Genomic DNA, 20,021 nt, shown 5'->3' with positions numbered 1-20,021 from the left:
AGCGTGAAAAAAGCCTTATTCAGAATAGGCTGCCTCTTGCTGTTGAGTATTTCTTTAACGGCTCAGAACCCCGTTCAACAACCTGAGGATAAGCCGAACCTCATATTCATTCTGGCCGATGATTTGGGCTATGGTGATATCGGTAGTTTTGGAGCACCTGACATAGAGACTCCAAACCTGAATGGTTTGGCACAGGAGGGTATGCGCTTCACCTCGAACTACTCGAACAGCGCTATCTGCTCCCCTACCCGAGCGGCCTTTATGACTGGGCGATACTTTCAGCGCTTGGGCCTGGAATGGGCGGTCTGGTATCAGGCACCGGATGAAGGCTTGCCTCCAACAGAGATGTCTCTCGCTTCCATGCTGAAAGAAGCAGGCTATCAAACGGCGCTGTCGGGAAAGTGGCACTTAGGCTATGAGGATGGTTGGAGGCCCAACCAGCACGGTTTCGATCATTTCTTCGGTTGCTTAGGTGGCAATGTAAACTACTTCGAATACTACGATAAGACGGGGACACATGATCTGTTTATTAATGAGGAAGCTATTCATCCGGATGGTTATGTGACAGATCTTACTGCAGACTACGCCGTCCAATTCATAGAAGAGATGAAAGAAGAACCCTTCTTCCTATTCGCATCCTTCAACGCACCCCACTTCCCCTTCCAAGGGCCCGAAGATGGAAACTCGGAATTCAGCTGGCATGAGGGAAACCGCGATGATCATTACATCCCCATGGTGGAGAGTTTGGACAAGGCTGTAGGGCGCATCGTTGATACCATCGACTCACTCAATCTCAGCGACAACACACTCATCATTTTCACAAGTGATAATGGCGGCGAAAAGCTGGCAAGAAATGCTCCGCTGAAAGGGCTCAAGGGAAGTCTATGGGAAGGTGGCATTCGCGTGCCCGCGATCGCTCGATGGCCAGAAGTCATTTTCGGCGGGTCCGTATCTGATATACCAATACAAACGATAGACTGGACCGCGACACTATTAAAGCTGGCTGGAGGGTCGCCTCCCAAGGGCAGGCCCCTAGACGGGAAAGACCTGATGCCTATCCTGAAAGGAGGACAAGCGCTGACTATGCGGCCCTTGTTTTTCAGGCGAGCCCTGGACCCTCACCGAAGCAAAGTCGTGGAACAACGCGCGGTCCGATTAGGCAAGTGGAAGTATCTGGACACTCCTGCCGGCGAACAATTTCTGTTTAACCTGGAAAGCGATATAGCTGAACAGAACAACCTGATTGATTCCAACATGGAGCTCGCCCTTGGCATGAGCAGTATGCTGGATCAATGGGAGGCTAACATAGATCCTCCCCTTTACGACCAACGTAATCAGGCACTCATCAACAAAGCCGCCAGAACAAACTCAAACTAATTTTCTCGATCAATCTCATAAGAACCATGCGACGCTTATTTCCCATTCTGCTTTCTATCTGTTTTATTTCGCTCGCTCTTATCGAGGCCAAGGCTGAGGAAGTTCGGGTGGCCACGTTTGATGTAGATGCAACGCCACCTGTAGGTTCAATGATGGCCTATGACGAAGTTCACCATCACAACGAACTGACCATCCGATTTCGTGGAATTGTCATAACTGGAATCGACAAACCTATCGTCATGGGCGCGATTGATTGGATAGGCGTTTCGAATGAAGCACAGGACGTGTTTCGAGATGCCCTGGCCGACGCAGCAGGAACAGATCGCCAACATGTTGCCGTTCATGCGCTGCATCAACACGACGCGCCCGGGGCCGACTTTACAGCTGAAAAGATTGTTAAGGAGCTCGGACTGGAAGGCTACGCGCGGCTACAAAGTGACTTTGCACGAGTCGTTATCAAGCGCGCAGCCGATGCGATTCGAGACGCCCTTCCAGATGCGCAACCTGTCACGCATTATGGTTGGGGAGAAGTGGAAGTTGAAAAGATCGCCTCCAATCGTCGCATGCTTGAGGAAGACGGTACATTTAGAGAAATGCGTTGGACTCGAACGACTGACCCAAGGCTTCGAGCCGAACCGGAAGGCGTGATCGATCCGGAAGTGTCCTTACTTTCGTTTTGGAACGAAGATCAACCGGTGGCTGTTCTGAGTTACTACGCCTGCCACCCGCAAAGCTACTACCGTACCGGCGTTCCCAGTCCGGACTTTCCCGGAATTGCTCGATTCATTCGTGGGCAAGGACAGCCAGCGGCTTTGCATGTGCATTTCAACGGAGCAGGTGGAAACATCGGTGCAGGTAAATACAATGACGGTGATACGGAAAATCGAATGGTTTTGGCCGACCGCCTGGCACAAGGCATGCGAAAGGCCTGGACCACCACTTTGAAACATCCGCTTACTGCTGACGACATCGGTTGGGCCATAGAACCGGTGCGTCTGGAGCCTGCGGATCATATTGATGAGGAGAAGCTCCTTGAACTATTGAAGTCGGGTCAAGCAGAAGACGCGTTTCTCACCGAGGTGGATAAGTTAGCTTGGCTCCGTCGCTATAATGAGGGACATGCCATCAACATCTCCTGTTTGAGCGTGGGTAAGGCGCGAGTGTTGAACATGCCCGGGGAACTGTTCGTTGAATATCAATTAGCCGCCAAAGCGATGCGACCTGATCTCGACGTAGCCATGGCAGCCTATGGCGAGTATGGCCCCGGCTACATTGGTACCGCTATTGCCTACGAGGAGGGCGGATACGAAACCAGTGACCGCGCATCCAATGTCGGCCCAGAAGCAGAAGCCATCCTGACCGAAGCGATGGAAAAGTTGCTTGGGCAAGTGCCAGAGGAGAACGATTTCCGGATACCCCCACGTAGCGTAGAAGATGCGATACAATCATTTGAGGTTGCAGAGGGTTTTGAAATGCAACTAGTAGTTGCAGAACCCAACGTCGTGGAACCCATCCTTATTTCCTACGATGAAAATGGTCAGATGTATGTGGCCGAGTATTTGAAGTTTCCTTCGAAGGGAGGCGTCAGCCATCGACCCGATGGACGCATTCGGATGCTAAGAGATTTAGACGGCGACGGCCACTACGAATGGAGCCAAGTCTTCGCCAACAATATTGAGTGGCCCACCGGAATTCTACCCTGGAAGGGCGGCGTCTATGTAGTGGCGGCTCCTGACCTCTGGTATTTCAAAGACACGGATGGTGACGGTGAAGCGGAAGTTCGTGAGAAACTGTTCACCGGTTTTGGCTTCCGCAACGATGAAGGCACAGCCAACAATTTGATCTGGGGACTAGACAATTGGATCTATGGTGCAGGCTCAAATAGCAGTGGAGATATTCGTTCCGTCAACGACCCAGATACCAAAACACTTTCATTACGCAATCGGGATTTTCGTTTTCATCCGGAAACGCTGGAATTCCAAACGATTTCCGGCTCGCAACAATATGGAAATTCCATCGACGACTGGGGTAACCGATTCATCTGTGAAAATTCGAAGCCGGCCGTTCAGGTAGTCTTACCTTCGCACTATCTCGAGAGGAATCCCTACCTTCCAGTTTCCAATCTCCTAGCTGAAATCTGGGAAGGCGATGATGTCTACCGCATCAGTCCTCCCGAGCCCTGGCGTAAGGCTCGCACCAAAGTGCGTCTGGCTGCAGACCGTGTGTATGCCGCACCCTTCGTTGCTCACGATGTATTTACAGGAACAACGGGTGTCACTATTTATCGTGGGGATGCCTATCCGGACTCAGCCAAAGGAAACCTTTTTGTTGGTGACGTGCAGAGTAATATTGTGCACCGCCGAGTTCTCGAAAAAGACGGAGCAATCTTTAAAGCCGTTCGCGTTGATAAAGAGACTGAGTTTGTTCGCTCCAACGACAACTGGTTTCGCCCGACTAATTTTTCAAATGCACCGGATGGCACACTGCATATCTCGGACATGTACCGGGAGTTTATTGAAACCCCCGACTCACTCCCGGATGATATTTATGCCAAAACGGATTTCAGTAGTGGAGAAAACTATGGTCGTATCTACCGATTGGCACCCAAAGGCTTCAAGGCTCCTCCACCGCCTCAATTAGGGGAAGCCTCCTTGGCTGAGTGGGTTTCCACTCTGGAGAATCCGAACAGCTGGTGGCGAGAAACGGCAAGTCGATTAATTTTCCAAAGCCAGGATGCTTCAGCAGTACCACTGCTTCGTGAATTACTGAAATCGAGCAAGAGCGAGCTGGCCCGACTTCATGCACTCCACTCTCTCGAAGGTCTGGGCGCATTGGAAGCAAGCGATATTGAAAATGCTCTTCGAGATAAGAGCAGTGGTGTCAGAAAGCATGCCATTGTCCTGGCTGAGTCTCATCTTCAATCTCACTCTGGTATTCTGAAACGCGTCATGCAACTGGCAAAGGATTCAGATCCCCATGTACGATTTCAGGCTGCCTTATCCTTGGGTTCGGTCGACGATTCAAAAGTAGCGGCCACGCTGGCCGGGATAGCCCAACGCGATGTAGAGGATATCTGGATACGCACAGCCGTCCTAAGCGCTGTTCCAGAAATGGCGATTAAGATACTCGAAGTAGCTGCCCCACAATCGAAACAGAGTCCCGAGTTTTTAAGGCTTCTTCTTCAGGTGATTGGAGCACGGAACCAGGAAGAAGAAATTCAAAAAGCTCTCACGTTGATTAGTGACGCAGATCACTCAAAGACCCGGTCCATGGTGCTTGCGTTGGGAGAAGGCCAACTGCGTGCCCAGACAAACTTAAGCCGCGTGGCACAAAGTGATCCCTCCACCGGAAAGCTCATCGAGGAACTCATCGAAGGAGCCATGGAGACTTTATCCAGCTCCACTGAGAATGAAAGCCGACGCAAACAGGCGGTAAACACTTTGGCCCATGGGGTGTATGAAACCGTTTCAGAGCCGCTGACCAAACTGCTCTCTGCAAGCGAGACTTCCACCATCCAATTATCGGCCCTGGCAGTCCTATCGGGATTTGGAATAGACGAAACTGGATCCGCACTCATTGAAGCCTTTCCAAAACAATCACCTCAAGTTCGCAGTGAAACCATTGAAACGCTTCTCAGCCGTGAATCCTGGACCCGTGAACTGCTCGAGGCGGTGGAGACCAATCAAATTGTGCGAGGTGAAATAACATCGGTCAGGCAGGACCTGCTAAAAGAGCACCCATCGGCAGATATTAAAAACCACGCCATTAAATTATTCGGACAAGGGGCCAGCAGCCGGGATGCAGTTATCGACGATTACCGAAGCGCATTGGACCTGCTAGGAGACAAGGAACGGGGGCGTAGCATTTTCGAACAGCAGTGTATGGTTTGCCATCGGCTCGGAACCAAAGGCTTACGGGTAGGCCCCGACATGGCCACGATCCAGAACCGAACTGCTGAATCATTGATGGTTCAGATTCTCGATCCCAATCGCGATGTCCTGGCCAGCTACACCCAGTACTTCATTGAACTTCTGGATGGTAGCCTGGTTAGCGGACGGATCGAATCGGAGTCACCCGCAAGTATCACCCTTCAACGAGCAGGTGGGGCGGAAGAAACAATTTTAAGACAAAACATAAAATCTATAAAAGCCTCGAACCGTTCGTTGATGCCCGAAGGTCTTGAACACGCCATCGACAAGCAGCAGATGCGAGATTTGATCGCATTGTTGTTGGACGAGTGAGCAGCACCTGAATAGGTAGGGCGACGGCGTCTCGCCGCGCCGAGTTACATCGTTATACGAAACAGAAGAGTAGATTGGCTGAGGCGTAAGAATTCGGTAGGGCCGGAGGCCCTTGCCCTACCCTTCTAGCGATAGAATTTTGAACAGAAGGCAACGGAGGTAACGAAGGAATAGCACAGGCTTATACACAAGACCTAGAGCATGGGTAAACCAACCTAGATTACTTTAGTTTTCATACGCACATCTCCTGAAGTGGTAGGGCTCGATCGCCGAGTGAGCCGTTGGTCAGAGTTCTTCGGACGGCTCGGCGATCCGTCCCTACCTAGTTGTGGATACACAGGCCAGCCGTCGATCCGCGAGCTATGGCACGGCGAGGCAAGATGCCTATGCTACTCTTTTACCCGTGGTGTTGGGTTTGCTACTTGGCCTATTGCACGGACTCCTGCACCCACTCGGTCCGTATCTCCCAAATCGGCCCGCGCTACTTCAGCAAGAGCACTTAAGCGGGCGACAATATCAGGATGTTCAGATGCAAGGTTGTTTTCACTTCCGATATCCTCAACGACATTGAACAGGAGGGCCTCGGTTGGACCGATTTCCGTTCCCGTATAATGTGGGTGACGATAAGAGGTCTCACGAGGAAGGAATAGTTTCCAAGATCCTGAGCGAATGGCCTGGAAGTATGGCATCAGGATGCTCCAGAGCCTCGGCTTTTGTTTGAAGCACAAAGTCGCCCTCAGCATCTGTGCTGTTATGACAGGAAAGACAGTGCCCTTCGAATATGGGGGCAATCTGGGATTCAAAATCCGGAGCAGCGGTCGCAGCAACCGATGCAGCAATCATGCCCAAAATGAAAATGGAGAGACTCGAATACAGGTTTTGGCCCATACAAAAGATGCTAGAAGAAGAATGGAAGCTGTCCAATCATTTTGCCGGTACAAAAATTTGCCCTGGCTGCGAGAGCCAGGGCACTTTTGAGGACTCAGGTCTAAATATTAGAGAGGAGCCCAGAGCTAAATTCGATGTACCGGGAGCTACTAAAATTCAACCGGGGTTAGGTCGGAAAACTTACGGCAATTGTTAGCACCATACACACACCCACTGCGCAGCCAGCAACAAATAGACTTTTGCGACGACGAATACGACGCAAAGTCCAAAACACCAAATCAAATACAGGCAAAGGGCCAAGGAATCTGACAACAGACGTTTGGGGAGAGTATCGATTAAACAACAATCCAGTAAGCAAAGGCATAATTGAGACTAAACCGGAACTAGGGTGTTTAGCTCAACTTTAAATTACGCTCATGACCCATGATTGAACCCTAAGGGATTCCCCTAACCCACTTTCAAACTAGAATGAAATCGAGTTCTGGCTACTCGCTCTCTTTAGGTATATCCAGTTTCTGAATACGCGTATACCGTGCGCGGAACAAATCATCCATTTGATCTTTCACGCGTTCAGGCAGTAGACTCAACAACCGTTGAATCTCCTCCTGACTGGCACGAACACGTGTTAAGTCAGCTTCTTGTCGTTTGACGGTTTCTGGTTCGCCCACAGCATCGGTGACAGCATCGGTGACAGGAAATGATGCAGCCAAGGCTTCGGCCTGTGCTTCAACGCTGGCATCCAACGAATCCGGGGTTTTGTCAGAGTTACGCTTTGCAGGAGGGACCTGCTTGGTTTGCTCAGCTTGGTCTGAAACCGATGGGGCTTCAGTTATTTTTTTTTTGACCGGACGTTTCGGGAGCGTCCTGGGCGATTGCTGAAAGCTCCTTGATGAGCGAGTCAATGGCTCGCGTGCGGCTTTCTTCTACAGCCCTGAGCAAAGTCACCTCAAAATTGACGGTTTGGGACAGCCCCATCTTGACCCCTGCTTCCCCTCGGTGAAGAGCATCATTCATGCGCATGATGCTTTCTATTTGAATGGGCGGTCCTAGAGCCGATGTTTTGCCACCGCTCTTGATTCCATCCACCAATACTTCGCGAAGGTAGTTTTGAAGATCGACCAAAATGCGGTAGAGGTCTTTGCCTCCTTCGGCCAATTTTTCGACCGTAGATAAAATAGACGGATAGTTGGCCTGAGCGAGCAGTGTGGCCAACTCGTGGATTTGCTCCTGAGAAGCCAATCCATACACTTCCAGCACATCAGCCTCTGAGATGGAGTCCCCACAAAAGGAAATCAGCTGATCCAAAGTCGACTGAGCATCGCGCATACCGCCATTGGCCAGGCGAGCGACGGATTTCAAAGCTTCATCATCAATACTGATCTTCTCCGCATCGGCGATTGTCTTGAGCTTGGAGCAGATTTGCTCGTCGCTAATAGGACGAAACTCAAAGCGCTGGCAGCGGCTTACGATCGTGGGCAGAATTTTGTGAGCTTCTGTGGTGGCAAAAAGAAATTTTACGTGAGAAGGCGGCTCTTCCAGTGTTTTCAAGAGTGCATTGAAGGCTCCAGTCGAAAGCATGTGCACTTCATCAATGATGTAGATCTTGAATGGGCACTGGGCTGGTGCGTATTGGCAATCTTCCCGCAATTGGCGGATCTGCTCGACCGAGTTGTTGGAAGCACCATCGATCTCGATCACGTCCATGCAGCTCCCATCCATGATTGACTTACAAATATCGGACTGGTCGTCGGGAGTTATCGATGGCCCCTCCTCACAGTTGAGGGCCTTGGCGAACATGCGCGCGGTCGTGGTCTTTCCCGTGCCGCGAGGGCCCACAAACAAGTAGGCATGAGCAATGCGGTTGTTGGTGATCGCATTCTTCAAGGTCCGGGTAATATGGTCCTGCCCAACAATTTCGTCGAATTGCTTGGGTCGCCAGCGACGGGCGATAACCTGATAACCTTGAGCCATAGAATAAGTGCGAAAAAAATGAAAAGGACGACCAGGTTACCCACGGCTAGCACGATCATGACTACCGTTGCTACCTTCCGGTCCTGGCGGAGTTCGTCTGTCGAGCACCCGTGGGACCCGGCCGAGGATCAAAGGTGGGAAACGAAGCGCCCTAAATCAACTCCCTTTTTAAAAATCTTCAGGAAGCTATTTTAGGACTGGAATGTAGCGACGCATATCCCAAAACTGGTACCATGGTGGAACGAATGCAAAACTGGTACCAATCTGCTTTGGACTATATTAACTCTCCCGGATTCCTCTGGGAAGGAGGAACGATCCTAGCAGTACTTCTCGTGAGCATAATACTCGCAACGATTTTAAAGAAAACTCTCTACAAAAAGTTGGGTGCGTTTCCTTCCCCTTGGGTCGCTAACTCCCTGGTACCTGCATTTGCTGCACTGACCATGCCAGCAGCCTACGTGCTGATTTGCGCGATGGTGAAGGGAAACATCATCAGTAGAGGCATCGACGATGTGCTTCTCACCCCGGCTTCCAATCTGGCGATAGGTTGGTTTCTGATAGTCATGGTCAATCGAATGACTCAGGAGCCATTTTGGCAAAAGCTGTTGGGGACGATCATTGTCATCATCACCTTGCTCGGGATCACTGGGCTACTGGATCCTACCGCGAATGCGCTCCAGGCAATCCAATTCCCTATTGGATCACCTCCCATTACCTTGCTCGGGGTCATCAAAGGCCTGTTCATGCTCTTATTCTTTGTCTGGATAAGTATCAGACTTTCTGGAGCAGCTGAGTCCCAGATGCATAAGATGCCGAACATCACTCCGTCCATGGAGGTATTATTCGCGAAGATTCTGAAGGTCGTCTTGATCTCTCTCGCGCTAGTGATGGGGCTACAATCTCTAGGAATACCACTCTCCTCATTAACCGTCCTCGGCGGTGCTATTGGTCTTGGTTTAGGTTTTGGCCTTCAGAAGGTCATCTCCAACTTAATCAGCGGAGTCATCTTGCTGCTGGATAAATCGATCAAGCCCGGCGATGTCATTTCAATCGGTGAAACCTATGGTTGGATAAACAAACTGAGCGCCCGCTACGTCTCTGTCATTACACGAGATGGACGCGAAAATCTTATCCCAAATGAAAATCTCATCACCAATGAGGTGGAAAACTGGTCTTTTTCAGACACGAAGGTGAGGCTCAGAGCCCCCATTGGGATTTCCTACGACGCCGATGTGCGCCAGGCCATGGAGCTTTGTAAACAAGCGGCTTTAAACTGCGATCGGGTCCTCAACAATCCTCCTCCCCAATGCCCGATCAAAGGCTTCGGAGATAATTCGGTGGATATTGAGCTTCGGTTCTGGATCTCAGACCCCGCCAAAGGAGTTACTAATATCAAAAGTGCTGTGTACCTGGAAGTCTGGGATTTGTTCCACGAGCACAATATTGAGATCCCCTATCCGCAGAGGGATATACACATCCGAAGCGGGGGGGCATTACCGGCGACGGATCCACCGAAGCAGGCTGAAGAAACGGAATAATGTTGGCTTGACTCAGACCCTTATTTTGGAGGAAAAAGCCAATCTCTTTAAGAGTCATGAATACCACTTGCCCAATTTTAGGACTGCTCCTACTAGGCCTACCGCTGCTTCTCCCCTTGGGGGAGTAAATATCTATGCCCATTGTTTCCCGGGTTCTGGCAAGTAACTTTAATAACCGGGAATTCACTCAAAGAACAAAAAAGCAGCACAATTTTAACACATTTAGGCCCAAATGCAAAAGGCACCTATAACCAAGTATAAGCCATTTAAAGGCGTCGAATTACCCGACCGCACATGGCCCGATCAAACGATCGATGAAGCACCCATCTGGTGCAGCGTCGACTTGCGCGATGGCAATCAGGCCCTCGCCATTCCCATGAACATCGAGGAAAAGCTCCAGATGTTCAAACTGTTGGTGGACGTCGGTTTCAAACAGATTGAAGTCGGATTCCCCTCAGCCAGCGATACGGAGTACAATTTTCTCCGTAGATTGATTGACGATAAGCTGATCCCGGATGACGTAACCCTGCAGGTCCTTGTCCAGGCTCGCGAACATTTGATTCGTAAAACCTACGAAGCCATTGACGGCGCACCAAACGTCATCGTCCATCTCTACAATTCAACCAACCCACTCCAACGTCGAGTGACCTTTGGTTTGAGTAAGGAAGAAATTAAGGACATCGCCGTAAAAGGAACCCAGCTCTGCAAAGAGCTGGTTGAAACCGTTCCAAACACCAAGATCGATTTCCAATATTCGCCAGAGAGTTTCTCCGATACAGAAATGGAATTCGCACTCGATGTATGCGAAGCGGTTTTCGCAACCTGGAATCCCGGAGCCGCAGAGAGAATCATACTGAATCTTCCAGCAACCGTGGAGTTGGCTACACCCAATGTACACGCGGATCAGATTGAATGGTTCTGCCGGAACTTTTCAAAACGCGACCAAATCATAGTAAGTCTGCATACTCACAACGATCGGGGCACGGGAGTAGCTGCGACTGAATTAGGTTTGATGGCTGGAGCTGACAGGGTGGAAGGCACTTTGTTTGGTAATGGCGAGCGAACCGGAAATCTGGATATCGTCATCGTCGCCTTGAACATGTATAGTCAAGGTGTCGCACCAGGACTCGACTTCTCGAACCTGAGCGAAATCCGAAGGACCTATGAGCATTGTACTCGTATGGATGTTCATGATCGCTGGCCGTACAGTGGTGATCTGGTTTTTACAGCCTTTAGTGGCTCTCACCAAGACGCCATCCGCAAGGGCATGGAACAAATGGATCCGGAAGCAGGAGCACTCTGGCAAGTGCCTTATCTGGCTATCGACCCCAAAGATATTGGCAGAAATTATGAGGCCATTATCCGCATCAACAGCCAGTCAGGGAAAGGGGGCGTAGCATTTGTATTGGAAAACGAATACGGCTACCAAATTCCTCGTCCCATGCACCCGGAACTAGGGAAAATGGTTTACGACCTTGCGGACACACAGTCACGCGAATTGACGCCTGATGAAATCCTGCAATCGTTTATTGAGGAATATTCGGACAAACATTCTCCATTAAAGGTGAACGACATCAAGGAGCTTGGCAGGTTTTCGGCCACTCGAGAAATCGAACTCGATATCAGCCTTACTTGGAATGCCGAGGACAAACAACTCCAGGGACGCGGTAACGGCCCAATTAATGCTTTCTGCAACGCCCTGGAAAAGGCGGAGTTAAAACACTTCAACTTAGTTTCGTTCTCTGAACATTCTATAGGATCTGGATCCGGAACCAAGGCGGCTGCTTATGTTCAGATTCAGAAATACAACGCCGGTCAACACTGGGGAGTCGGTATCGATACCGATATCGAGCTCGCTAGCATGAAAGCCCTGGTGAATGCCATCAACCGCTCCGAAATGAACGAGAGTTGATTACGCAGAGTATCCATTAATTTGAAAAGGCCGACTCTTGGAAGTCGGCCTTTTCTTTTGCCCAGGTTCCCTATAATCGACCGTCTTATTTCAAGTAGTAGCATGACTTATTAGTCCTCGGTATGGTTGATGGAAAAGGGCTAACAATTAATTTTAGTGACATGAAAACGCCGCCCGTAATGTCATTCTTAGGTGGTGGTACAAAAGTACTGGCTTTGGTCCTAGGTGGATTCATAACCAGTGCAATGTTTGTCGCCATACCGTTAACGCAAATCGTATCTGAAAACAACTTCGCAAATGATGTTCGTGCGATTTCTCTCTACAAGGCTCCGCCTCCGGAAATTGAGCCCTATAAAAAAGAAGAGAAACAAGATGAGGAAGATGAAGATCTCAACATGAAGAAAGAGGTTCAAAAATTGACTCTTTCAACCATCAACATGGCACTAAATGTTGGATCCGGAGGAACCGGAGCAAGCGTCTATATTGGAAGTTTTGAGATTGATGACTCTGATTTGAATCTGAATATCGCGTTTGAGATATCTGATTTGGACAAAGCTCCCTTCCCTATTCTGCAAATTGCACCTATTTATCCGACCGCTATGAAAAGGGCAAATATTAGGGGCAAAGTGATTGCCGAATTCATAGTCACCAAAAGGGGTCGGGTAGTTCGCATATCAATTGCGGAGGCCTCCCACAAAGAGTTTGAAAAGCCGGTCATCGAAGCCCTTCGCCGCTGGCAGTTCGAACCTGGAATCAAAGATGATGAGGCAGTAAACACCCGCGTGCGAATTCCATTCAATTTCACTTTGGATTCTATGTAATCCAGGCGGCAAACATTCGGGCCGCTTCACTAACGAAGCGGCCCATTTTTATGTACCGGTATTAATATTATCGGGAGCTTCTACGTTAGGAGGGGTAACAAATAACCCATAGATAAGGAAGCAATGCCATGACACACACCCAATCCGATATACGAAAACAAGTCCGGTCGGACGACCCTTTCCATTGTATTCACAATTCTGATAACAGGGGGACTCTTTTTGATTATTCCGCTGCCCCAGTTGTCGTCGGAGGTAGAAGACCCAGAGGAACCAGATGATTCTCAAGACATCTATATGACACCTCCCCCGGATCCTCCAGAACCACCCAAACCACCAGAGATGGTCGATAAGCCTGAAAAACTCACCATCGAGCAAATCAGAAATCTTATGGATCCTCGCCACGGAACCGGACCTGCAGTCTACAGTATATTCGACCCCAAAGACTTTCCGACGGAGCTACCTATTTTCAATCCGGACGAACTGGATGTGGCTCCAAGACCTATACTAACCACTGCTCCTGTTTATCCTCCTGAACTCAAACGCAACGAAGTCGAGGGAAAGGTGGACGTCATCTACATCGTCACGCCGAAGGGTAACGTGTCAAATATCCGAATCGCAGATGCTACCCACCGTGAGTTTGCCGAGGCATTGAGAAATTGCCTGCGGGGGTGGGATTTCGAACCTGGCAGAAAAGACAACCAGGACGTCACCACTCGTGTCCGCCAAAGCTTCGGTTTCAATTTAAAGTAAAGTCCAGAAGTTTATAAGAAGTTTTCTGACGGAATCGAGGTGTCGAGATTGACTACCGAATGCTGAGGGAGCGCACATCAGTGCGTGACCGAAGAAAGAAGGTGTTCCGAGAAGCTTAACAAGACCGGATGCGAAGCAGACCGGAACAACATTCGGCACGTCGGTCCGAGGATGGATCTGAATAATTCGTTCGGGAAAGAGAGTATTCAAAAATACCCTGGGAGGATATTTAGTATTTTTTAATCCCTCAGATCCATCCGTTCAGAATCACTGCTTACTTATGATCCCAGGGAAGTTGAACCTTTTCTGGGGTTTTTTGCCATACAATGTAGGGCTCGAAGATTTTCCCCGGGTTGAGAATGTTATTCGGATCGAGCACTTCTTTAATAGCCCGCATAGCGGCAATCTCTGCTTTGTTGTGTTGAAACTTAAGGAACGGTGACTTGGCAAGACCCACCCCATGTTCACCCGTAATGGCACCACCCATCGCGACCACGGTCTTCATGAGCTTCACGACCGCCTTCTCGGCGATACGCTCCTGCTTCTTATCTCCGCGATTGAACATGATGTTCACATGAAAGTTGCCATCGGCAGCATGACCGAACGTGGGAATGGCCAATCCAGTTTCTTTTTTAAGCTGGTTCACAAAGCGGATCAACTGAGCTGTCTTGCGAAGCGGAACCACAATGTCTTCATTGAGCTTAGTGTTGCCCAGTTCATACATGGCCGGTGAGGACTGTCGTCGAACCGCCCACAATTGTTCTGCTTCCTCAGCGTCGTAGGTCTCTGAGAATTGGAGCCCTCTTTCTTTGGCCCAAGCCAGCACCTTCTTGCGATCTCGCTCAAGCGATTCCTTATACCCATCCAGCTCAAGCAAAACCATGGGCGTGGTCCCCACCCCGGGGAAGAAAGGCTGCCCCGTTCGACGTTCAGCGCACAAAACCGTCTCATCGTCGAGGAACTCCAATATCGCCGGAACAATTCGATCCTTAGTCAGCGCGCGAATGGCAGCCAGTGCTTTGCTGTCACTCTTGAAGGCCGTTAACAAAGTCCATCGCAGTGGTGGTTTGGGGATGAGCCGCAGCACTGCACGAGTTATCACACCCAGAGTTCCTTCACTCCCGATCCACAGATCCTTCATGTTGTAACCGGACACATACTTTCGTACATCCGAAGCCCAACGTACAAATTCTCCATTCGGAAGAAATCCTTCCAACGCGTAAATGTAATCGCGTGTCACTCCATACTTCGCACCGGTCATACCGCCTGCGTTGCAGGCGATGGTTCCACCAATGGTGCAAAAACGTTTAGACGATGGATCCGGCGGGTAATACCAGCCCACACGTTCGGCCCGCTTTTTGATAGTCTCCAAAACCGCTCCCGTCTCCACGTAGGCCATACCGGTTTCGCGATCGACACGGACCTTTTTCCAGCCGGATAAATCGAGCACCCAGCCCCCCTCTTTGGGCGAAGCCGCCCCAGTGAGGCAGGTGCCTGATCCACGTGTAGTGACTGGGACCTTATGTTTATTTGCCAGCTTAAGTAGCGCTCCGATCTCTCGATCGTTCTTGGGTTCAATGACGGCCTCGATTGGGAAAGAGAGCTTACTGCTATCGAAACTTTTCCAATACAGACTATCGGCATCTGTTTTTACAGATCCTCTCAGTCGTCGTTTCAATTCTGATAGAGCCGATTTTTTTGGCATAGCTATGGCTTAGCATAAACGCTTTAGGCCTCAAGATCCATTTTCCCGATTGAATCCTGAAGGAGGAGCCGCCTTAGTGGTCCAAGATGGAGAACACCTTTTACTCGGACTTCGACCAAGCTAGCATTCCAGAGCGTGCGCCGGATGACTACCGTAACTGTTTTGAGGTCGACCGTGACCGTATCATCCACACCTCCGCCTTCCGCAGGCTCCAGGCAAAAACCCAGGTCTTCCAGTCAGGCGAATACGACTTTTACCGCACACGACTCACCCACTCGATCGAAGTTGGACAAATCGGTAGGTCCATTTGCAGCTACCTTAAAAAGTCGAGTGATTACTTGGGGGAAGACTTTCATGTAGACCCGAATCTGGTTGAAGCGGTGTGCCTCTCACATGACCTCGGGCATCCACCCTTTGGGCACAATGGCGAAAAAACGCTTAATCGGCTCATGCGACCTTACGGAGGATTCGAAGGGAATGCTCAAACCCTTCGGCTACTAACCGAAACGATCTACTCGGATTTAAAGAAACGCTCTGGCATGCGCCCAACTCGAGCTTTGCTCGACGGTGTTCTCAAATACAAATCGCTATTTTCGGAAAGAGAAAATCCGGCCAACCATTTCCTCTTTGATGACCAGAAGCCGTACTTGGATTTTGTTTTTGATGGGCACGATCTGGAATCGGAGCTGCCCGGCCATAAGGCGAAAAACAGTTTCAAAAGTCTTGAGTGCCAAATTATGGATTGGGCCGATGATACCGCTTATAGCATCCACGATATTGCGGACGGAATCCGCGCGGAATTTATAACGATTGATAAACTGGAAAAATGGGCTTCAGGCGTAGAGCTGGATAGCGAGGACACCGCTCATCTTGAAGGCATTATAAGTATCATTCGAAAAGGTAATATAGACGCCATGCTCGGGATCAAGATCGGGCAGTTCATTCAAGGGGCATCTTTGAAAGAACGGAGCAACTTCATGAGCGAAACCACCAATCGTTACCGGTTTGAGTTGATAGTCGATCCTGCCAAAAAACAGGAGTGCGAACTCTACAAACGCATCATGTTCGAAATCGTTTTCCTAAGTACCCGGGTCAAACAATTGGAGTACAAAGGTGACAGCATGCTCGAGCGCCTTTTCGAAGCTCTTTTAGACAACTACTCTTCCAAGGGGAAAAATCCGCCACGGCTGGTTTCTCCCAAACTTGAGGGTCGCCTAAAAACGACCGAGACGGACACTGAAAAAGCCCGACTCCTTTGTGACTACCTGGCTGGAATGACCGATAGCTTTGCTATAAAAACCTACCGACGGTTGTTCGACCCAGGTTTCGGGTCGATTGTGGACATCGTATGATTTTGAGCGTTGGCCGGGTTGAGGTAGAATTGAAGCACTTTTTCACAGCGCTTCATTGACTTCCTTTTCAAAAAGAATTTTTTTCTTCTCATCTTTTAAAGCGACTGGCGCAACCAAGAGCGGAATCAACCGCTAGGAAGCCACCAAGTTCTATCGAGCGCCTGGGTAGAATTAAAATACATATCTATCGCTTCCACATGTTACAGACATCAACAACCACACCGCTTGCCGAGTATCTTGAGCAAGCTGGATCCAGTGCCAACCCAGCCTTTATAAGCTACCTGGCCAATCTTCAACAAGTTGCCGGAGTCAATTCGACCATCGCACGTAACATTGTCCAGGAGCTGGCAGATCAGCGAAACAATCTGAAGCTGATTGCCAGTGAGAACTTCACAAGCCTGGCTACGCAAGCCACCATGGGCAATTTGCTCACGGACAAATACGCGGAAGGCTTTCCCGGCTCGCGCTTTTACGCCGGTTGCGACAATGTCGACGACCTGGAAACCGAAGCCTGCCAGCAAGCCTGCAAACTTTTCGGAGCCGATCATGCCTACGTGCAGCCTCACTCAGGAGCCGATGCCAATCTGATTGCATTCTGGGCCATCCTTCAAGCACGCGTCGGAGTCCCCAGTCTGGAAGAGCTTGGCGAAACCAACCCTGCAAAACTTTCCCGTGAGGATTGGAACAAAGTCCGCCACGCCATGGGCAACCAGCGTATGCTCGGACTCGACTACTACTCCGGTGGTCACCTGACTCATGGCTATCGTCAAAATGTTTCCGCTCAATTCTTCGACAGCTACGGCTACGCGGTGAGTAAAGAAACCGGATTGCTCGACTACGATGAGCTTGAAAAACAAGCTGTGGAAGTAAAACCACTCATCCTGCTTGCGGGCTACAGCGCTTATCCAAGAAAAATCAATTTCCGCCGCATGCGCGAAATCGCCGATAAGGTGGGCGCGGTCCTGATGGTCGACATGGCTCACTTTGCCGGACTGGTTGCAGGAGGTGTCTTTGAAGGTGATTACAATCCGATGCCGTTTGCCGATATCGCAACCACCACCACTCACAAGACTCTACGTGGTCCTCGTGGCGGAGTGGTCTTCTCTAAGAAAGAGTTCTCAGAATTTGTAGATAAAGGCTGTCCACTGGTCATAGGTGGTCCCCTTCCTCACGTCATGGCAGCGAAGGCAGTAGCTTTCACTGAAGCCAATACGCCTGAGTTCAAAGCCTACGCACAACGCATTGCCGACAACGCCAAATCAATGGCTCAAGCCATGATCGATGAAGGACTGACCATCCCTACCGATGGCACCGACAACCACTTGATGCTGATCGACGTTACGCCGTTTGGGCTCAATGGCCGCCAAGCCGAAAGCGCCGTACGCGAGTGCGGAATTACTTTGAACCGCAATTCCCTGCCCTTCGATCCGAATGGTCCTTGGTACACCAGCGGACTACGTGTGGGAACTCCGGCCATCACCAGCCTCGGCATGGGTGAGGAAGAGATGAAAGAGATCGCAGCGATCTTTAAGCTCATTCTTTCCAACACCACTCCGAAGACCTTGATCAAGGGAGCCAATGCTGGAAAAGCCAGCAAGGTGAAATACGATATCGCAGACGGTGTAATTGAAGCGGCTCAACAACGGGTGTCGGCTCTATTAGGCAAGTTCGTGCTTTATCCGGAGCTGGATCTGGAGATTCTGAAACGGTATTTCGGGTAAACAAAAGCTGAATGGCCCAGCACGAATGAATCTATAATTCTGTAGGAGTCATTTTAATCGCGACCCGAATTTTGTTTTAGTCGTGAATTACCGAGGCGAAGCCGACAGCGTAGCGGAAAACAGTTTGCTCCTACATTGTGCCTTCAACTTTCAGCCTTTTTACAGATGCTTCTCCACCACTTGGCTGATTGAGGCAAAGCGATCTTTGAGTGCCGGATAGAGTGCCTGGTACTCAGGATAAAAGTCAGCATAGACAGATTGATCAGTTCCTGGATTTACCTCACCAGTGTTCTTTACAATCCGACTAGCAGCAGAGTCGAGGTCATCATAAACACCTGAAGCCACCCCTGCCAAAACGGCTGCTCCAAAAGCAGCGCCTTCGGTCACGTTGGTAGTTAACACCTTGGAGCCGTATATGTCGGCCTGCATTTGTAACCAGAAGTCGCTCTTCGCTCCACCTCCAGAAGCGCGAACTTCTGAAATCTCGAGACCGAGGTTTCGCATTAACTGCAGAGAGTCGTTCATTCCGTAAGTGATGCCTTCAAGAACAGACCGGGTCATATGTCCCTTACCATGACGAAGCGTCATCCCAAAGAACGTGCCTCGGGCATTCGGATCCGGGTGAGGAGTCCGCTCTCCTGAAAGATAGGGTAAAAATAACAGCCCTTCTGATCCAGCCGGTGCCGCTGCTGCTTGCTCTGTGAGAAGGTCGAATACGTTGCATCCATTCTCTTCGGCTAAACGGTCTTCCTCTCCACCAAAGGTATTTTTATACCAATCGAAACTACCTGCTGCAGACAGCATGACCCCCATCAAATGCCATTTTCCCGGAACGGCATGGCAGAAAGCATGCAACAAGCCGTTCGGCTCAACTCGGTATTCATCAGAATGCGCAAAGACGACTCCTGAGGTCCCCAAGGTAGCAGACACAATCCCTTCGCGAACAATGCCCGACCCAACTGCCTGTGCTGCTTGATCTCCACCTCCAGCCGCAATCGGCGTTCCTTCCAGCAATCCAGTAGCCGCCGCAGCTTCAACAGAAATACGCGTGGAAGCCACGGTAGACTCCGTAACTTCCGACAAAAAGGAGCGATCGATTTCAAGCGCCTCGCACATTTCATCGGACCAATCACGCTGGCCAACATTGAGAAGGGATGTGCCCGAGGCATCGGAAACGTCTGTAAAATGCTCTCCACTTAACAAAAAGCGGACGTAGTCTTTAGGGAGGAGAAATCGTTCGGCCTTGGCGAAGATCTCAGGCTCATTCTCGCGCGCCCAGGCAATCTTTGGAGCGGTGAATCCTGGTAGGAGCGGATTCCCTGTAAGTTCCAGCACGCGCTCAGCTCCCACTTTCGCAGTGATGTCAGCACATTGCTTGGCTGTCCGCTGATCATTCCAAAGAATGCACGGGCGAAGGACTTGATTATCTTTATCTAGAAGAACCAGTCCGTGCATTTGCCCTGTGAGGCCCACTCCAGCCACATCCTTCGCATCCACTCGAGTCTCTTCAAGTACCCGCTTAATCGATACACAGGCAGCTTTCCACCAATGAGCAGGGTCCTGTTCAGACCAAAGAGGCTTCGGTGTTTCGAATGGATAAAATTCGGTTACGCTTCCAACCACAGCTCCTGACTCATCAATGAGCAGGGTCTTCATACTGGAGGTACCAACATCAATGCCAATGAGGTAATTCATACTAAGAAAAGGGTTAAATGAACGAAGGCGTGAAGTCCACGCCTTTGCTC

Annotated in this window: 14 protein-coding genes and 1 other RNA gene; 8 read left to right on the top strand and 7 right to left on the bottom strand. The window is 50.1% G+C overall.

Features of this window, described 5'->3' with window-relative positions:
- Nucleotides 1-3 precede the first annotated feature (3 nt).
- Both GA003_00300 and GA003_00295 read left to right on the top strand, forming a co-directional pair.
- Nucleotides 4-1,377 (top strand): sulfatase-like hydrolase/transferase, encoded by a 1,374-nt coding sequence (locus tag GA003_00300; GenBank protein QXD28461.1) that lies wholly within the window; start codon nucleotides 4-6, stop codon nucleotides 1,375-1,377.
- 26 nt (nucleotides 1,378-1,403) lie between these two features.
- Nucleotides 1,404-5,618: a HEAT repeat domain-containing protein gene (locus tag GA003_00295; protein QXD28460.1), complete on the top strand. Its 4,215-nt coding sequence runs from the start codon at nucleotides 1,404-1,406 to the stop codon at nucleotides 5,616-5,618.
- A gap of 389 nt (nucleotides 5,619-6,007) precedes the next feature.
- Here the strand turns inward: GA003_00295 and GA003_00290 are convergent, their stop codons facing one another.
- The 5 genes from GA003_00290 to ffs all read right to left on the bottom strand — a co-directional run bounded on the left by GA003_00290 (nucleotide 6,008) and on the right by ffs (nucleotide 8,600).
- The gene (locus tag GA003_00290) at nucleotides 6,008-6,307 is read right to left on the bottom strand and encodes a hypothetical protein (GenBank protein QXD28459.1); all 300 of its coding nucleotides are present in this window, start codon (nucleotides 6,305-6,307) and stop codon (nucleotides 6,008-6,010) included.
- Nucleotides 6,252-6,506 carry a hypothetical protein gene (locus tag GA003_00285; protein ID QXD28458.1) on the bottom strand — a complete coding sequence of 85 codons (255 nt, stop codon included), beginning with the start codon at nucleotides 6,504-6,506 and terminating at the stop codon, nucleotides 6,252-6,254. Before GA003_00285 ends, GA003_00290 begins: the two co-directional genes overlap by 56 nt.
- Before the next feature lie 485 nt (nucleotides 6,507-6,991).
- Entirely contained in the window at nucleotides 6,992-7,249 is a 258-nt protein-coding gene (locus tag GA003_00280) for a hypothetical protein (protein QXD28457.1), read from the bottom strand.
- Nucleotides 7,250-7,331: 82 nt separating this feature from the next.
- Nucleotides 7,332-8,477: a DNA polymerase III subunit gamma/tau gene (gene dnaX / locus GA003_00275; protein ID QXD28456.1), complete on the bottom strand. Its 1,146-nt coding sequence runs from the start codon at nucleotides 8,475-8,477 to the stop codon at nucleotides 7,332-7,334.
- Between the two features lie 26 nt (nucleotides 8,478-8,503).
- Nucleotides 8,504-8,600: signal recognition particle sRNA small type (gene ffs, locus GA003_00270), an RNA gene on the bottom strand.
- Nucleotides 8,601-8,722: 122 nt separating this feature from the next.
- Here ffs and GA003_00265 point away from each other — a divergent pair.
- The 4 genes from GA003_00265 (at nucleotide 8,723) to GA003_00250 (ending at nucleotide 13,498) form a co-directional block, all read left to right on the top strand.
- Entirely contained in the window at nucleotides 8,723-10,015 is a 1,293-nt protein-coding gene (locus GA003_00265; protein QXD28455.1) for a mechanosensitive ion channel, read from the top strand.
- Nucleotides 10,016-10,247: 232 nt separating this feature from the next.
- A complete protein-coding gene (gene leuA, locus GA003_00260) occupies nucleotides 10,248-11,927 on the top strand; it encodes a 2-isopropylmalate synthase (GenBank protein ID QXD28454.1) in 1,680 nt (559 codons plus the stop codon).
- 122 nt (nucleotides 11,928-12,049) lie between these two features.
- Nucleotides 12,050-12,748, top strand: coding sequence for an energy transducer TonB (locus GA003_00255; protein QXD28453.1), 699 nt, complete (start codon nucleotides 12,050-12,052; stop codon nucleotides 12,746-12,748).
- A 294-nt stretch (nucleotides 12,749-13,042) separates the two neighbouring features.
- Nucleotides 13,043-13,498 (top strand): energy transducer TonB, encoded by a 456-nt coding sequence (locus GA003_00250; protein ID QXD28452.1) that lies wholly within the window; start codon nucleotides 13,043-13,045, stop codon nucleotides 13,496-13,498.
- A 274-nt stretch (nucleotides 13,499-13,772) separates the two neighbouring features.
- On the opposite strand, the gene GA003_00245 is transcribed toward GA003_00250, so the two are convergent.
- On the bottom strand, nucleotides 13,773-15,203 hold the full coding sequence (locus tag GA003_00245; protein ID QXD28451.1) for an FAD-binding protein: 1,431 nt from the start codon (nucleotides 15,201-15,203) through the stop codon (nucleotides 13,773-13,775).
- Between the two features lie 86 nt (nucleotides 15,204-15,289).
- On the opposite strand from GA003_00245, the gene dgt reads away from it, so the two are divergent.
- Nucleotides 15,290-16,555, top strand: a complete 1,266-nt coding sequence (dgt, locus tag GA003_00240; GenBank protein ID QXD28450.1) for a dNTP triphosphohydrolase — start codon at nucleotides 15,290-15,292, stop codon at nucleotides 16,553-16,555.
- Between the two features lie 197 nt (nucleotides 16,556-16,752).
- The gene (locus GA003_00235; GenBank protein QXD28449.1) at nucleotides 16,753-18,276 is read left to right on the top strand and encodes a glycine hydroxymethyltransferase; all 1,524 of its coding nucleotides are present in this window, start codon (nucleotides 16,753-16,755) and stop codon (nucleotides 18,274-18,276) included.
- A gap of 159 nt (nucleotides 18,277-18,435) precedes the next feature.
- Here the strand turns inward: GA003_00235 and xylB are convergent, their stop codons facing one another.
- Nucleotides 18,436-19,971 carry a xylulokinase gene (xylB, locus tag GA003_00230; GenBank protein QXD28448.1) on the bottom strand — a complete coding sequence of 512 codons (1,536 nt, stop codon included), beginning with the start codon at nucleotides 19,969-19,971 and terminating at the stop codon, nucleotides 18,436-18,438.
- Between the last annotated feature and the right edge of the window lie 50 nt (nucleotides 19,972-20,021).

Source organism: Opitutia bacterium ISCC 52, assembly GCA_014529675.2.
GTDB lineage: Bacteria > Verrucomicrobiota > Verrucomicrobiia > Opitutales > UBA2995 > UBA2995.
This window is presented reverse-complemented; position numbering and strand designations above follow the sequence as displayed.

Excerpts from the sequence above, each read along its gene's own strand:
- GA003_00295 (QXD28460.1), top strand. The coding sequence starts at position 1,404 with ATGCGACGCTTATTTCCCATTCTGCTTTCTATCTGTTTTATTTCGCTC.
- GA003_00290 (QXD28459.1), bottom strand. The coding sequence starts at position 6,307 with ATGCCATACTTCCAGGCCATTCGCTCAGGATCTTGGAAACTATTCCTT.
- GA003_00285 (QXD28458.1), bottom strand. The coding sequence starts at position 6,506 with ATGGGCCAAAACCTGTATTCGAGTCTCTCCATTTTCATTTTGGGCATG.
- dnaX (QXD28456.1), bottom strand. The coding sequence starts at position 8,477 with ATGGCTCAAGGTTATCAGGTTATCGCCCGTCGCTGGCGACCCAAGCAA.
- GA003_00265 (QXD28455.1), top strand. The coding sequence starts at position 8,723 with ATGCAAAACTGGTACCAATCTGCTTTGGACTATATTAACTCTCCCGGA.
- leuA (QXD28454.1), top strand. The coding sequence starts at position 10,248 with ATGCAAAAGGCACCTATAACCAAGTATAAGCCATTTAAAGGCGTCGAA.
- GA003_00255 (QXD28453.1), top strand. The coding sequence starts at position 12,050 with ATGGTTGATGGAAAAGGGCTAACAATTAATTTTAGTGACATGAAAACG.
- GA003_00250 (QXD28452.1), top strand. The coding sequence starts at position 13,043 with ATGACACCTCCCCCGGATCCTCCAGAACCACCCAAACCACCAGAGATG.
- GA003_00245 (QXD28451.1), bottom strand. The coding sequence starts at position 15,203 with ATGCCAAAAAAATCGGCTCTATCAGAATTGAAACGACGACTGAGAGGA.
- dgt (QXD28450.1), top strand. The coding sequence starts at position 15,290 with ATGGAGAACACCTTTTACTCGGACTTCGACCAAGCTAGCATTCCAGAG.
- GA003_00235 (QXD28449.1), top strand. The coding sequence starts at position 16,753 with ATGTTACAGACATCAACAACCACACCGCTTGCCGAGTATCTTGAGCAA.
- xylB (QXD28448.1), bottom strand. The coding sequence starts at position 19,971 with ATGAATTACCTCATTGGCATTGATGTTGGTACCTCCAGTATGAAGACC.